This window comes from Jutongia huaianensis (genome assembly GCF_014384985.1).
In the GTDB taxonomy this organism is placed as follows: domain Bacteria; phylum Bacillota; class Clostridia; order Lachnospirales; family Lachnospiraceae; genus Jutongia; species Jutongia huaianensis.
The window spans coordinates 1-13,659 of the sequence record NZ_JACRSX010000028.1 but is presented as its reverse complement, the minus strand read 5'-3'; the positions used below and the strand labels follow the sequence as shown (position 1 = coordinate 13,659).

Below are 13,659 nucleotides of genomic sequence, written 5' to 3'. Positions count from 1 at the left end.
AAGCAATGAGGTACATCCGTCAAACACTTTTACTCCCATTACAATATCTAAATTTTCATATTCAAATCTCTCCACTCTACTACACTCTGCAAAAGCACCATTACAAACAATTTCAATATTTTGGGGTAAATATATTTTTCTCAACTTTCTGCATCTTGATATAAGTCCTACCTCTATCTTTCTTAGTTTTGTAGAAAATGTTATTCTTTCCAAGCTCCTACATCCAAGTAATATTTCTTTTCCCGTAGCCTTAACAGTGTTTGGCATCGTTACTTTTATCTTTCCCCTGAACATTCTTTAATTTTTCACTCAAACACTTAAGTGTTTTCAGCTTTTCAGGAACTAAGGATACATAGGCTTGTTCTTTGTTAAGCGCCATAACATTACTATCAAGAATTTCCGGTATCAAATAAATTCCCGACTTTAATGTACTTTCAATAAGCCCATTCAAGTTTGACTCAAAAATCTTTAACATATCAGCCGGTAAATAGAATTGAGAATCTGTTTTCCCTTTAAAACTATCTACAGCAAAGCGATACTGAAGCTTATCCTCTTCCAGCTTGGTATTTTTATCATTTGCCGTTTCAAATTCTTTATTCAAAGAATCCAAACGGTCTCTTGCCTCTGCATACTGTTCATGTAGTCCAGCCAAGTCCTTATTCAGTTCCGCAATGTCATTATTAAATAAACTGGCATCGCGAATATCTGTATCGTATTGTACTCCATTGCCTTCAAGAGAGTCCCATAAATCCAGCCAGTTCTTTGATAACTGAAGAGACAATGCATGATAATAATACTTAAGTGCCTCGTCCTCACCAAATTTTCTTGTGCTTAAATCTTGCGCCTTTCTTTTTCTCTTCCCTTTCTGTCCCAGTCGAATGGCTCTAATCTCAGGCGAATCCGCCAACCTTTCCAGTGCATTATCAACTGCATCGTTTGATTGTGATGCAACCAATACCCTGTCTCCTCTTTTTACAAACTGATAAATAGCTTCCGCTATAACAGTATGGTCATACTGCCACAGATTGATCCTCGGTGACTTTGGTTGAATATGACTGTTTGTCGGATCATACCAGTGCTTGCAAAATGCACATTTATGGCACTGTTTTACGTTTACTGACATCATAGGCAGCTCCTCCTTTATGTACTCTTCTACGAAATCTATTTCATTATTATAAACTCCATTATACAAATATAGAATGACAAAATATGTCATTTTGCGTCATTTCTATTGATATCTTTCCACCATTTTCTCCAGCTTCCCTTTCATTTCCTCCCGAAGCCAATCCGGACTTAAAACCTCTACTCTCTCCCCCTGGCTCAAAAGCCACATAATAATTCCCTTGCCAAAGACTTCTGCCTCGATTTCATACCAATCCGGCTGCTTTGACACAATTTTTGCGGTAGGCAGCCTGTCCAGCGCTGCCTCCGCACTCCCGCCATAAAAACGAAACTTCACCCGCATCAGTTCTCCACTATACATGAACTGAACCCGTTTGCGAAACTCTCCCTCCTCAAATCTCCCATTATACGACACCTTAAATTTCTCGTTTGTTTCCCGGAGCTTAACGATCCGGTCCACCCGGAATACTGCAGGATAACTATATTTGTGTGCGTATTTGCCCTTGGCGTCTTTCTCCACCAGAAACGCATTTAGATAGAAATAATACTCAGAAAATACAATTCCGACCGGCTCGATCATCCGCTTGACACATCCGTCCGCCGTATCCCCTTTGTGATAGCTGATCTCCAATAGATTATGATTGCGTATCGCAACTCCCAGATTCCAAAGGCTGTCTCTGTCATATGACGGATGAGTCAGCTCCACATAATGATATTTTTCATTTGCAATAAGATCGGATACCAGCTTCATATTGCGAAGCGGAACACATCCCTCTACCAGCTTGCTGAGCAGGGAATCCATTTCCTTTTTGCTGAATGCACGGCTCTCCAGAAGAATCTTACTGACGGCCAGAATTTCACTGTTTGTCATCGCAGATCCATCCGTACCGGTCATAGTAAAGCCTTTATGTACCCGGTCATATATGATTTCCCGGCTTTCCGTGCTCCGCTCTGTCTTTTGATCCTCCAGAAAAGCTCTGATGTCATCAATGTCGCGTTGTATAGACCGCTCGTCTACACCGAAACGATTGGCCTCCTCTGCTTTGTTAATGAGTTTTCCTGCACATAATCGAATATAAATGCTCAGCGTGCGTGAATTTTTGGAATGCTTGTTTTTCATGGTCTGTTATTGTTCTCCTGTACAAATTTCGTATTTCATATCTATATCATACGCTTTCAATACGACACCATTTGTCATCCTGCTCTTATTTTCCCATGCTGTTGTCCTATTTTCTTTTATTTTTTGACAAAAAATAAGCGTTAGAGATTATTCCAACATCTCTAACGCCTGTTTGACTGATATTTTTATAATGCCTGATCTTCCTCTTCCAAAAGATCTGCAAAGCTGTCCATTTCTTCCTCCCAAAAACTGTCCAGCAGCTTTTTATCCAGAGCATATCTTTCATCCAGAGGTGCCATGCTGCACGCACCGAGAATGGTATTTGCCATTGTGCAGAAATATTTCTGTGCATCCTGCGGGTTTTCTTTTTCTCCTGTTTTCTCCTTATCCTGATGATATTTACGCCTTGCCACCTCCATCAGCAGCGGTAGAAGATCCTCTCTCTGGATCAGCAGACACCGGCTTTTCTGCTTCCGGTGCATTTTGGTCAGGAGCTTCTTTGCCTGTCCTGTGGTGATTTCCTGCCACTCCTGTTTTGAGGACTTTTCCGGCAGCTCCTGCTTCATTAACCGGCAGATCCATCTGGGACATGCGCTGTCCGGATCTACTCCCTCCAGGCTTGCAATCGCCTGTGCCAGTCGTATTTCTCTCTCCTTTTGAATGGAAATGCCCACCAGATCCGAGATATGACGTTCTGTCATATAGGATAATCCATATGATTTTTTCGCGTCCGTTCTCTTTTTATACCGGATACTTTTACCATCCTGTCCACTCATTGCCGGAGAATACAATTCCCGCAAAAGGTCACGGTTCCGTTCATGCCCGGAGTAAACCACACTGCAGTCCCGCCGTACCGATTGGATCAGTGCCTGCATTTCCGGGTTGTTTTTCACCTCAACACGCCTACTGATATTTTTCAGGAATCGATGAATTTCTTCTTTTTCTCCGGAGTTTTCTAATGTATAAGGGGCAACCTCCTCCATATACCCCAGTTCCTTGAGATCGTTTAGCAGATTTTTCCGGATGCTCCTGCGTATATCCTGAAGAAGCTGTGATTTTAACCGTTTAAAATGATCCAGTGTGGTTTTGGAATATCCTTTGAACATCTCCGCGTGGGTACACATTTCTTTTAAAAAGTGCACCGGGTCCTTCTGACGCCATGTTTCATAGTATCTCCACAGCTTAACAGTATGTGCTTCCTGCACCGGAACATACGCCCGGCACATATGCTTTTCAAAGACAAGGATCATCTGATCACATTCCTGTATGGACAGACCATGCTCCAGCCCATAATAATAGATCATTTCCCGATAATCATTGACCTGTATTCCCGGCATCCTTAATCCCTTTTGCAAATACTCGTCCAGCTCCTGATGACTCAGCCCCAGTGCAAAAGCAAGCTGTACCATTTTTTCCCGGTTTGGTTCTGATCTTTTTCCCAAGCCAAACCAGGCCCGGATCGTCCCTGCTGCCGCCACGTCATTATCCTTCAATGCTTTTTGAAATTTCCGGCAGGCAGTCCTTCTTTCCTTTTGATCCTCCCCTGCATTTGCCGAACCCCATTTTTCCAACAGAAAACGGTCAAATCCATAATTTTCATCCATTGCATTCTCCTTATTCATCCAACAGTGCATCCAGCGAACCGACTACATTTTTCTTCGCATTGTTTTTCTTACCTGATGACCTGCCTGACTGACTTTCTTTTGTATTGGTATTCTGCCCTGCCCGGCTGCTCGCCTGTTCCGGCGCCGGTGTGACGGTTGCCGCCGGCTTCGCTTTCCGGCTAATGGTCAAAATGATCCTTCTCTGATATTTTACCTGTTGATCCACAGGAATGCTTTGCTTTAAAACAACCCCGGATTTTCCGGTATAAACCACCTGATACTTAAGCCTGACCTTATGGAACCCTGCATTTTTTAATTTCTTTTGCGCTTTTGCCGCCGAAAGACCGGTTAGCTTCGGCATTTTCCCCTTCCCCTTCTCCGGCCCGGTGGTTGCCGTTGTCCGGGGTTCCATGGTTTCTGCCGGTGCAGATTCCGGTGCTGCTGTTTCTGCTGCCGTCAAATTGCGGCCTCTGCCAGGCAATCTATGGCTGGCATATAAAGCTCCTGCCCATATTAACATCAAAATCAATACACCAAGCCCTGCTGCCAACCCTATTGATAATTTTTTCTTTCGTTTTTGCTTTTTGTGATCATGATCTGCCGAAGCCATTTCCCGGTATACCATTTCCGTCGTAATCTCCGTCTCCGCCGGTCTGTTTACCCTTTTTTCCCTCTCCTGTCCTTCCTCATTCTCCGGTTCTTCGGGCATCATATAGTCTTGAAGCTCCTCATCCGTCATAGGCTTTTGATCCAGAGCCAGAAGAAGCTGTCCCATATCGGCAAACCGTTCCTCCGCCAGCACAGCCATCCCCTTTTCGATGGCATCACTCTGCTTCTGCGTAATATTTATGCCATCCAGCCTTGCCAGAGGCACTGTTTTGTCTGCCACCAGCCGCTGGGTTGCCTCCTCCGGCATAATACCGGATATCATATAATACATAACAACACAAATGCTGTATATATCTGTCCATGGACCAATTTCTCCCTTTGCCCGGTATTGCTCCTCTGGTGCATATCCACGCTTATACATAACAGTGATCGTCTGATCTCTCTCTGCCATCCTTCTGGCTGATCCAAAATCAACCAGCTTTGCCATCCCCTTTTTGGTGACCAGCAGATTGTCCCCGCTGACATCCCGGTGAATCATATGATTCTCGTGCATGATCTGAAGGGTATCCATCACCGGCCGCAGCATTTGGATCACATGTTCCACAGAAATCCTTCCCCGGTTCCTGATATACTTTTCAACGCTGCTGCCGTCAATATAGTCCATAACAATATATGCTGTATCATTTTCTGTAAAATAATCTCTGACGACCGCAACCCCATCCAGCTGATTGAAGCGCGCCAGATTTTTGGCCTCCTGCAAAAAGGCATTTAGTCCCTTCTGATATGCCCCCTGTACATAGGAATCATCATAGCAGTATGCTCCCTGTGCATACCGGTCTGCTGCCGTTCTGCGTATGATTCCCTTCGGATAATATTCTTTTATGGCTACCGGTATCGACAATGTCTGATCCCAGCCAATATATGTGATGCCAAAGCCACCCTCTCCCAGTATCAGTCCGGTATAATACCTGTGATTCAGACAGGTTCCCGGAGGCAGACAATATGGTGGTGTCTGCAGCTTTCGGTTATCACAGCCGCAAAATGAACAGACCTCCCCCTCCTTCAAAGGACGCATGCAGCGAATACAGCGTTTTATCTTGCCTGTGATCAATGGTCGTTCCACCCTTCTATAGCTTGATTTTTTTCATATTGGTATATTCACTAAATCGTTTCTTACCGGAATGATTTTCCCATGTTCGAACCTTGCAATACATAAAATTACCGGTTCTGGTATAACTGAGTCGAAAAACACCATGATACCTCGATATGGAATGAAGCTTAATGATCTGTTCTTTTCCGTTTTTGCGCAATACAATATCAATATGATCTCCATGGTACTGGCGTAATGTCAGCTTGAGATATCTTTTTCCCTCTGTATATTCTGTCTGATATGTTACCTTCGGGGCAGAATAATGTGCAGTCTCAATCCACTTACTTTCAGTAACACCACTGCGAAGCATGGTATTATTTTCCTGCCGGCATGCAAAAATCTGATACCGGTATTTCTTCCCTTTCCGTGTCTTTTTATCCAGCCAGCTTGTTTTCCCGGTTACAACCGTAAGCTTTTTGTAATTTTCCTTCCTGCCATCCTGCCGGTAAATCCCATAACAGGTATTTTGTGCGGAAGCTTTCCAGGTAATCTGGATACCTCCGTCCTTCACAGTACTGATCACCAGTTTTTTAACCTTTGCGATCCGGTTGGATTCGAGCAATGATAATGAAGTTTTCTTTAATAAATCAGAGTACTTCTGTTTATTTATGTTGTTTCCGGATGCTTTATTATCTGCATTCTTTGTCTGATCATCAGATGCACCTTTCTCTGTCTTTGCCTCCGGAACCGGCGTGCCGGCGGCAGACGGTGTTTCACTGACAGCAGTTTTTCCGCTTTCCTCCCCCGGTGATCCATCGGCTGATGGTTTTTCACTTGCCTCCGGTGTCGGGCTTGCGGTCGGCTGAGTCACATATTCTGTAGAAAATACCGGATGCTTCTCCTCTCCCTGACACCACTTACGCAGCGGACATATCTTCTGAAAATAATCCGTTTCATAGGAAGCAATACACTGATTCAGCCAGTCCGCCAGATGATTTTCCACATTTTCCGCAGAGACAGCACTGCAGTTGGATACCTCAAAGGATAAATCCGATGCCTTAGAATATACCGTCAGATTGCTTCCTCCCAGATAATAGCAGTCGATCATATCCCCACTGTCTACAAATCCGGTAATCTGTCCTGTCCCCAGCTTCTGGAAAATATGTCCTGTCGTATAACAGGCTTTGAGCTCTAAGAAATTTTTACGACCGGCAATACCACCCGTATACGCAATATCCCCAAGGATATCTCCTGTATTATAGCAGTTTCGAAGCATGCTTGGCCCGTCACATCCGGCAGCGATGCCTCCCACCTGCAGAATACCACAGGCACCGCCAATCTTCGCCCCTTCACTGTCATCCTTATCAGTAATGATTCCTACTTTTCCTTCATTTCCGCAGTTTCCGAGAACACCTCCACCCATGCGGCCAATAATGCCGCCTACCGAGTCCATGGTGATTCCTTCTTTACTGCCTTCCCGTTCCTGCTGCAGGACATCTCCCTGATTCATACATCCGTTGATCGTAATATCTCTGTAGGATCCCGAAAAGCTTCCCGCAACAATACCACCCAGATTTACATGCTCATCATACTGATAGATATAATGAATGTCCCCATAATTGGTACAGGACAATATTGTTCCACAAAATATAAATCCACCAATACCTCCCATATTGGCACCAAGACTGTCCAGCCTGCTGTAATTGCTGCAGGCTTCTACGCTGCCTCCGGCCATATAGCCAAATATTCCACCTCCACCGTTTACAATACAGGAGGTTCCCTTCAGTGTACAGTCCTTAATGGTGCCGGATAAATGAAATCCGGCAATCCCGCCGGCTCCATTCACACGCTCCATGTCCTCCCGCTCTGTTATCATGGTACTGCTTTTTCCCTCTACGATAACATTTTCAGCGGTTACCTGCGATATAAGACTGGTATTAGTGCCTATTACACCTCCCACACATCCGTTACTCATCACGATCGTATTTTCACTGCGGCATTCTGTCACGGCACCATTATTAATGCCGGCAATTGCTCCTGCCGCCGTCCCCCCGGTCACAAGACTATCCTTTACCTGTCCATCCCTGGCGATTCCGCTGTTGTCGATGACTCCAAACAATCCCTTAATAGGTTCTGACGCCACGGCCGTCATTCCGGACACCGCATGTCCATTCATCAAAAAGCATCCCTGAAACGGATGTTCCTCATCACCGATCGGCTGCCATATCTCTGCTTCATCCAGACACTCCTCTGCTTCTGTCTGCTGATCATCTGTCATATTCCGGTAACACGTTCCGTTTCTATCTACCGCTGCGATACATTCGCCCTGTCTGTAAATTCCCGTTCTCTGCTGCTGTGAATCATACTGATAAGTAAGTGTACTCAGGGTAATATCGTTTTTTAAGGAGAAGGTTTTGCCTGCAGTGACGTTTCCCTCATTGACATATTGAGCGAACATCCTCAGTTCTTCTGCAGTACAAATGGTAATCTGCATATTCTTCTCCGTGTTGCCCTGCATTATATAGGAAGTGATGGATATCTCACTCTGTACTTCTGCCGCCCGGGCACTCTGTCCCCCAAAGCCCGTAAAAAACGGTTCTAAAACTGCCGTTGCTGTAATCAAAGCAGTCAGACCCAATGCCAGTATTGAGGAGCAAAAACGTCTCCTTCCTTTTCCTTTATGCTGTTGTCTGAATTTTTCATCTTCTCCTGCGTATCTTTTCATTTTTAACTCCTGTTATCGTTGTATTCTATTTTTCTCTCCCTATTGATACGCCCTTGTTTTCCATCTCTTTATTTTATAGTTTAAAATAAATTACCAAAAAAAGCAACAGCCCCCAAGAGCATTCCTGCTCCCGGAGGCTGTTGTCCTATTGGGTTAGATTTATCCGCTGAAAATCTGCCTTTCAGCAGCATCTTATAATGTCAGATACACACATCTGCCCGTTTGTCCTATGCAAATGCTCGAGCTCTCAACGCACGTACCAGATTTCGTCTGTCAGAAGGTTCGCAGTTGCCTGTCAGAAACAACTGATTCCGCAGATCCATTGTCATAATTCCCAGGATTGACTTTGCATCAACGCAATATCTTCCACAATAAAGATCAAAATCTCCATCAAACCCTGACAGGATATTGACAAACTCGCTCACATCTCGCACATCCTTTAACTGTACCGGTATCTTTTCGCCCATAACGACTGCTCCTTTCAATATTCTCTCTTCTCGTTCTCTCTATTCGGACAACCGGTTGCAGATGCCCATACTCCAATGCATCCTCGCCTTATTTTGTCCTTGCATAGTTTTACCACACTTTTGGCGAAATGGGAACCTTTTGAAGCAAGATTTAATAAATATTTATCAATTTATTCATATTTTACAACACTTTGCTAAGAAAATCCTGTAATCTGGCATTCTTCGGGTGCTCAAACAGCTCTACCGGAGCATTCTCCTCCTGGATCAAACCATCACTCAGGAACAGAACACGATTAGCAACCTCTTTGGCAAATCCCATTTCGTGAGTCACGATCACCATGGTCATTCCCTCTGCCGCCAGCTCCTTGATCAAAGCCAGAACTTCTCCAACCATCTCCGGATCCAATGCCGAAGTCGGCTCATCAAAAAGCATCACGTCCGGATTCATTGCCAGCGCACGGGCAATTGCGATACGCTGCTTCTGACCACCGGACAACATCGCCGGATAGGTGTCTGCCTTATCTGCCAGACCGATTCTGTTTAACAATTCCTCCGCCTTGACCGCAGCTTCTTCTTTTGTCATTTTTTTACGTTTCACCGGAGCCAGCATAATATTTTCTTTTACCGTCATATTGGGAAACAGGTTAAACTGCTGAAATACCATGCCGATCTTTTCCCGGACCAGATTGATATCCACGTCCTCATCGGTAATGTCCGTTCCCTCAAATGTGATACGGCCTGCCGTCGGCTCCTCCAGACAGTTCATGGAACGCAGAAAAGTAGATTTACCACAGCCGGACGGACCAATGACAGCAACTACATCTCCTCTGGAGATGGTTGTGGAAATTCCCTTGATAACCTGATGATCTCCGAATGATTTTTCCAGATTCTCCACCTGGATCAATACTTCCTTATCGCTCATTGCTTCTCAGCCTCCTCTCCAAAACGTGTACACCTGCTGTCAGGATCATTACGATAACCAGATAGATCAGAGCCACTGCGATCAATGGCATAAATGCATCATAGGTGTTGCTTCGTATAATATCGCCTGCCTTTGTCAGATCCACCAATGCAATATATCCGCTGATGGAGGTTTCCTTCAACAAACTAATAAACTCATTACATAATGCCGGCAGTGTATTTTTAAACGCCTGCGGCATAATAATAGAAAGCATCGTCTGAGAATAGCTCAGTCCCAGACTGCGTCCGGCTTCAAACTGACCGGCATCCACAGACATAATTCCGGAACGGACAACCTCTGCCACATAAGCCGCTGAGTTCAGTCCAAATGCCGTAATAGCCACTAAGATTTTATTATCTACCGATACCAGAATAATATAGTAGAAAATCAACAGCTGTACTACTGCCGGAGTGCCACGCATCACTGTCAGATAAATACGGCAGAATACATTTAAGATCGGGAAGTTTCCATTCTTGTCGTGTCCGGTACGGATCACAGCGATCACAAAACCAAAGAGTATACCAAACAGTACGGCAAATACTGTGATCAGCAGCGTATTCTGCAGACCCTTTACGATATACTGATAACGATGATCCTTGATAAAATTATCATGGAAACGCTCTGCAAAGGAACTCTTTGTAACGGATGCATCCGGGTCCACGGTAATGATCACCTGCTTCGCTGTCGTATAGGAATCTGTAAAATCAATATTTTTCAGACGATCCTTCGTAACAGTCATACCGGCAGCACCCACATCATCTTTTCCGGATACCACTGCCGGGATGATAGAATCAAACTCCATATCCTCAACCATCAGCTTCATACCAAGCTCATCACAGACGGCCTGCATCATATCCACATCAATACCGGTAATCTCATTATTCTCATAATACTCATATGGCTTGAAGGAGGCATTCGTTGCCATCTTCAGCACACCGTTTCTTTTGATGTCTTTTGCCTTATATGGCTTTGTTCCTTTTACTGAATCCTCACCGATATAATTATCAATGATATCCTGCAGTGTACCGTTTTTCTTTAACTTAGCAAGTGCTTCGTTAATTTTTTCCTTTAATTCTGTATTGCTCTTGTCAATACATACTGCATAATCCTCCAGTGCAAACTCCTCCTTGAGGATCTGCAGGGTGCTATCCTTCTCTGTATACGCCTTTGCCGGCTGCTCATCAATGATAACACAGTTAATCTTGCCATTCTTTAATGCCTGAATGGCATCCGTTCCCTTATTGTATCTCTCGATAACGGTTCCCGCGTCATCTCCTTCATAATCAGAAGCGTAAATATCTCCGGTAGTTCCGATCTGCACACCAATCTTTTTGCCATCCAGATCCTTTACGCCCTTGACCGCATTCTTTTTCAGTTCCGCAAGCTGCTTTTCCTGCTTTTGCTTCTCCTGATAATGATCGGCTGCAATGCCGCCCACAACCGCAAGACATACGATCAGGAGCAATATATAATTCCAGCCCTTGGGAAGTCTTCTTTTCTTTTTCATGATAAAACCATGCCTTTCCTATATATACTTATAAAAGGGGCAAGCTCCTTGCCCCCAATATGATCATACTACTTCGTCAACCTTTTTACAGGAAAATATATTTACATACAAACAATACCGCAAGTACATACATTAACGGTGTTACCTTCTTTGCCTTTCCACAGATCACATTGATCACAACATAAGAGATAACGCCCAGAGAAATTCCCTCTGCAATACTATAGGCAAATGGCATTGCCAGAATTGTCATATATGCCGGAACGGCCTCTGTCAGATCATTGAAGTCGATGTCAACAACAGAAGAGAGCATTAAGAAACCGACAAAGATCAGAGCCGGAGCTGTTGCAAAGCCCGGAATTGCTGTAAAGATCGGTGCAAAGAAAATTGCCAGAAGGAACAGTACTGCTGTTACAACAGAAGCAAGACCTGTACGGGCACCTGCACCAACACCTGCAGAGCTCTCTACATAAGTTGTAGTTGTACTTGTACCGATGATAGCACCGGCACTTGTTGCAATAGCATCTGCCAAAAGGGCCGGTTTAATGTTTGGAAGCTTTTCATTTTCATCAAGCATACCTGCCTTTGAAGATACACCAACCAGTGTTCCTATGGTATCGAACATATCTACAAACAGGAAGGAGCAGAGTACAACGATAAAGTTAAATACACCAACACCCTTGAAATCAGCATTAAAACACTGACCAAATGTGGTAGAGATCTTGCTGAAGTCTGTCATATGCATAGTTGGATACAGAGAATAGAAGCCTGCCTCTGCGTCGATATGGTAGATTCCGGCTGCCTGACAGATCATACCAAGTACCCATGTAGAAATAATACCGATCAGAATAGATCCCTTAAAACCTTTGACATAAAGGATGACTGTGATGAACAGACCGATCAGTGCAAGAACAGCACAGATTCCCTGTGTATGCCAGTTATCTGCAAATTTACAATATGTTAAAAGTGTCGTATCATCATTGACGATGATATGTGCTCCCTGAAGTCCGATAAATGCGATAAATAAACCGATACCGGCACTTACACCCTTTTTCAATGTACTTGGAATTGCATTGAATATTGCCTCCCGAACACTTGTCAGAGACAATACGATAAATACAATACCTTCCAGGAATACTGCCATCAAAGCAACCTTCCAGGAATATCCCATATTACCACATACTGTATATGCGAAGTATGCATTCAGTCCCATACCAGGTGCCAGTGCAAACGGATAATTTGCAAGCAGCGCCATTGCCATGGTACCGATAAATGAAGCAAGACAGGTAGCGATCAGTACTGCTGTACTGTCCATTCCTGCTGCTGACAGCATGTTTGGATTTACGGCAAGGATATACGCCATGGTCATAAATGTCGTAATACCGGCAATTACTTCCGTCTTAACCGTAGTTCCATTTTCTTTCAGTTTGAAAAACTTCTCTAACATTTTATCCTCCATGTGATGTGTTATTAGTATCATTCTCTCAAGAACGAAAATGACCCATATACAGTATACCACAAAACATAGGGGAATTTACAGATAAGTTGTTGATTTTATTGATATTTTCTGCAGAATCAATAGATACAAATTATATATAACCTGAAGCCTTCATCCTATGAAACTATTAAATCAAAAAGAACTCCGGGAAATCCAGAGTTCATAAATGCCGCAGACCGGAATCGAACCGGTACGGGTATCACTACCCACGGGATTTTAAGTCCCGGGCGTCTGCCAGTTCCGCCACTGCGGCATAGTAATATAAAATTATTACTGAGTGGGACCTACAGGGCTCGAACCTGTGACCCTCTGCTTGTAAGGCAGATGCTCTCCCAGCTGAGCTAAGATCCCAAAATAATACAGTGAAATGAGTACTTACACACTCAAACCGCATATTATTATATCATTGATGGATACAAATGTCAATGTTCCATCAACGACCCAGACGGGACTCGAACCCGTGACCTCCGCCGTGACAGGGCGGCGCTCTAACCAACTGAGCCACTAGGCCAAATAAAATAATAATATCAATGGAAGTCTTTTTCCCAATAATGGCAATTTTTTCCCATCGAATGGACCCTCAGGGACTCGAACCCTGGACCGATCGGTTATGAGCCGATTGCTCTAACCAACTGAGCTAAAGGTCCATACATATGATTATAAGAAAATCCGTAAATATCTCTATCTACGGATTATTTAATAACTCCCCGAGTAGGGCTCGAACCTACAACAACTCGGTTAACAGCCGAGTGCTCTACCATTGAGCTATCGAGGATCATCTTTTTGAAAGCAGATACCTTCAAAACTGTATACCGATTATAACATCTTCCCGCTGCTTCTGCAACCAGCTTCCCGTTTCTTTTGGATAAGCCTTCGACCTATTAGTGACAGTCAGCTGCATACGTTACCGTACTTCCACCTCTGCCCTATCTACCTCATCGTCTCTAAGGGGTCTTATG

10 protein-coding genes, 5 tRNA genes and 1 rRNA gene are annotated in these 13,659 nt (G+C 44.1%); all 16 read right to left on the bottom strand.

Annotation, left to right across the window (positions count from 1 at the left end; all coding sequences use genetic code 11):
• A partial coding sequence (locus H8704_RS13405; protein ID WP_249298592.1) for a leucine-rich repeat protein occupies positions 1-267 on the bottom strand: 267 nt, incomplete at its 3' end.
• Positions 251-1,126: an AAA domain-containing protein gene (locus H8704_RS13400; RefSeq protein ID WP_249298591.1), complete on the bottom strand. Its 876-nt coding sequence runs from the start codon at positions 1,124-1,126 to the stop codon at positions 251-253. The genes H8704_RS13405 and H8704_RS13400, both read right to left, overlap by 17 nt.
• A gap of 102 nt (positions 1,127-1,228) precedes the next feature.
• Positions 1,229-2,242, bottom strand: coding sequence for a helix-turn-helix transcriptional regulator (locus H8704_RS13395; protein WP_249298590.1), 1,014 nt, complete (start codon positions 2,240-2,242; stop codon positions 1,229-1,231).
• Positions 2,243-2,427: 185 nt separating this feature from the next.
• A complete protein-coding gene (locus H8704_RS13390) occupies positions 2,428-3,864 on the bottom strand; it encodes a hypothetical protein (RefSeq protein WP_249298589.1) in 1,437 nt (478 codons plus the stop codon).
• A complete protein-coding gene (locus H8704_RS13385; protein ID WP_249298588.1) occupies positions 3,857-5,578 on the bottom strand; it encodes a protein kinase domain-containing protein in 1,722 nt (573 codons plus the stop codon). Before H8704_RS13385 ends, H8704_RS13390 begins: the two co-directional genes overlap by 8 nt.
• Before the next feature lie 4 nt (positions 5,579-5,582).
• Entirely contained in the window at positions 5,583-8,270 is a 2,688-nt protein-coding gene (locus H8704_RS13380) for a hypothetical protein (protein WP_249298587.1), read from the bottom strand.
• A gap of 227 nt (positions 8,271-8,497) precedes the next feature.
• A complete protein-coding gene (locus tag H8704_RS13375; RefSeq protein ID WP_022463726.1) occupies positions 8,498-8,737 on the bottom strand; it encodes an HPr family phosphocarrier protein in 240 nt (79 codons plus the stop codon).
• Between the two features lie 181 nt (positions 8,738-8,918).
• Positions 8,919-9,659, bottom strand: a complete 741-nt coding sequence (locus H8704_RS13370) for an amino acid ABC transporter ATP-binding protein (RefSeq protein ID WP_022463725.1) — start codon at positions 9,657-9,659, stop codon at positions 8,919-8,921.
• Positions 9,649-11,205: an ABC transporter substrate-binding protein/permease gene (locus H8704_RS13365; RefSeq protein WP_249298586.1), complete on the bottom strand. Its 1,557-nt coding sequence runs from the start codon at positions 11,203-11,205 to the stop codon at positions 9,649-9,651. Before H8704_RS13365 ends, H8704_RS13370 begins: the two co-directional genes overlap by 11 nt.
• A gap of 85 nt (positions 11,206-11,290) precedes the next feature.
• Positions 11,291-12,649 (bottom strand): NCS2 family permease, encoded by a 1,359-nt coding sequence (locus H8704_RS13360; protein WP_249298585.1) that lies wholly within the window; start codon positions 12,647-12,649, stop codon positions 11,291-11,293.
• Positions 12,650-12,867: 218 nt separating this feature from the next.
• Positions 12,868-12,953 (bottom strand) — tRNA-Leu (locus H8704_RS13355).
• 25 nt (positions 12,954-12,978) lie between these two features.
• Positions 12,979-13,051, bottom strand: a tRNA-Val gene (locus tag H8704_RS13350).
• Positions 13,052-13,137: 86 nt separating this feature from the next.
• Positions 13,138-13,211 (bottom strand) — tRNA-Asp (locus H8704_RS13345).
• 62 nt (positions 13,212-13,273) lie between these two features.
• Positions 13,274-13,347: transfer RNA gene (locus H8704_RS13340), tRNA-Ile, on the bottom strand.
• Between the two features lie 56 nt (positions 13,348-13,403).
• Positions 13,404-13,475, bottom strand: a tRNA-Asn gene (locus H8704_RS13335).
• An 86-nt stretch (positions 13,476-13,561) separates the two neighbouring features.
• Positions 13,562-13,659, bottom strand: a 23S ribosomal RNA gene (locus H8704_RS13330); the annotation flags it as partial.

What these genes read in the sequence shown, in the direction of transcription:
- H8704_RS13400 (WP_249298591.1), bottom strand. Translation starts at nt 1,126, where the DNA reads ATGATGTCAGTAAACGTAAAACAGTGCCATAAATGTGCATTTTGCAAG.
- H8704_RS13395 (WP_249298590.1), bottom strand. Translation starts at nt 2,242, where the DNA reads ATGAAAAACAAGCATTCCAAAAATTCACGCACGCTGAGCATTTATATT.
- H8704_RS13390 (WP_249298589.1), bottom strand. Translation starts at nt 3,864, where the DNA reads ATGAATAAGGAGAATGCAATGGATGAAAATTATGGATTTGACCGTTTT.
- H8704_RS13380 (WP_249298587.1), bottom strand. Translation starts at nt 8,270, where the DNA reads ATGAAAAGATACGCAGGAGAAGATGAAAAATTCAGACAACAGCATAAA.
- H8704_RS13375 (WP_022463726.1), bottom strand. Translation starts at nt 8,737, where the DNA reads ATGGGCGAAAAGATACCGGTACAGTTAAAGGATGTGCGAGATGTGAGC.
- H8704_RS13370 (WP_022463725.1), bottom strand. Translation starts at nt 9,659, where the DNA reads ATGAGCGATAAGGAAGTATTGATCCAGGTGGAGAATCTGGAAAAATCA.
- H8704_RS13365 (WP_249298586.1), bottom strand. Translation starts at nt 11,205, where the DNA reads ATGAAAAAGAAAAGAAGACTTCCCAAGGGCTGGAATTATATATTGCTC.
- H8704_RS13360 (WP_249298585.1), bottom strand. Translation starts at nt 12,649, where the DNA reads ATGTTAGAGAAGTTTTTCAAACTGAAAGAAAATGGAACTACGGTTAAG.